The sequence below is a fragment of the Paracholeplasma morum genome (assembly GCF_016907055.1).
In the GTDB taxonomy this organism is placed as follows: Bacteria; Bacillota_I; Bacilli_A; order Acholeplasmatales; family UBA5453; genus Paracholeplasma; species Paracholeplasma morum.
Genome location: NZ_JAFBBG010000028.1, coordinates 1 through 1,258 on the forward strand (window position 1 = coordinate 1; position 1,258 = coordinate 1,258).

At 33.9% G+C, this 1,258-nt stretch carries 2 protein-coding genes; one reads left to right on the top strand and one right to left on the bottom strand.

The window, feature by feature from the left end; genetic code table 11:
* Positions 1-211 precede the first annotated feature (211 nt).
* Positions 212-820, bottom strand: coding sequence for a formate/nitrite transporter family protein (locus tag JN09_RS07570; RefSeq protein WP_204434568.1), 609 nt, complete (start codon positions 818-820; stop codon positions 212-214).
* A 153-nt stretch (positions 821-973) separates the two neighbouring features.
* Between JN09_RS07570 and JN09_RS07575 the strand changes: the two genes are divergently transcribed.
* Positions 974-1,183: an antibiotic biosynthesis monooxygenase family protein gene (locus tag JN09_RS07575; protein ID WP_204434571.1), complete on the top strand. Its 210-nt coding sequence runs from the start codon at positions 974-976 to the stop codon at positions 1,181-1,183.
* The last annotated feature ends 75 nt before the right edge of the window (positions 1,184-1,258 follow it).

Here is a 1,258-nt window from a genome sequence, read left to right on the forward strand (position 1 = left end):
GTTTTTTCTCAAAATAAAATACCTCCAAGTATTAACAGTAATAATATATATTTCTTTATATTATTTCCTGTGTCTACTTTAGAGGTATCATATCATCCTTATCATTATGGTATGGTTTTAGCTATACCTTCTTTTGCTCACGGGCAAAAGTTAAAGGACCTAAACTGTAATTAGTATAAACCATAAGTTAGTGTTTTTCAACACACTTTTTTTATTTTTTTTCAGCTAGATTATCTAAATGGCAAAGCAATGTCGCACCTAAGCCATTCCCGATAATCATAACGATTAAATAAAGGATCGTTTTGAAAGAGATGCTAAAGCTTAAAAAGAAATAGACCATATTCGCAATGCTATGTTCAAACTTAGATAGGATGAATATTACGACTGCAAAAATCACTAAGAATACCCTAGCAACATCGTTTTGAGTCTTACGATACCCTTCAACACCTAAGTACATCATCATCCCGCATAGTACAGACAGTATTAGAACGTCTAGCAGATCATTTCTCATTTTATATTCAACTAGCAACAAAGCTTTGTCTGCGAGATTAGGTAAGGCTACACGTGCGAGTAAAGCAATAAAAAGGGTCCCCACGATATTACCTAATAACGTAAACAGTACTGTCTTAAAGTATTTTTTTTCTCTAACTAAATATCCCACTTTACCTGTGTATAAATAATACCCGCTTGTAACGATTACTAGAAGGCCAAATGAGAACAAAGTGGCTCCAACTATCGCATTTTCTAATGATAAATACGCTAATGCAGCAATACCAATTAGCATCCCTGCATAAATGGCTTTAATAAATATATTTTTCATTGTCGTCTCCTTTATTAACACTATCATTATACTGATTATTATGAATTATTCAATGTTATTTAGACAATAATGGTTACTGTTTAGAATATAGAGTGTTATTTTTGAACCCCTCTGAGCTAGTTGCTATAATTAACTTAGAAAGTAGGGATATCCTTGTATATTATTGAACAGCGCCAAAAATTTGAAAAAGGCCACAAACAAGCCATTCTTGAACGTTATCAAAAACCATTTATTCTCCAAAAAGTCGATGGTTTTGTCAAACGTGAAGTCCTTATAAATGAAACCAATAAAGACTTTGATTCTATCATTGTCAAAGTGTATTTTGAATCACGTGAAGCTTACAGTGAACTACCCACCACTTAATCGAAGTGGGGGCTTCCTATCCAAACCAGCGTACCCGCCAGTGACTCAATAGGCTATCCCCGTAGTCCCTACGGT

Excerpts from the sequence above, each read along its gene's own strand:
- JN09_RS07570 (WP_204434568.1), bottom strand. The coding sequence starts at position 820 with ATGAAAAATATATTTATTAAAGCCATTTATGCAGGGATGCTAATTGGT.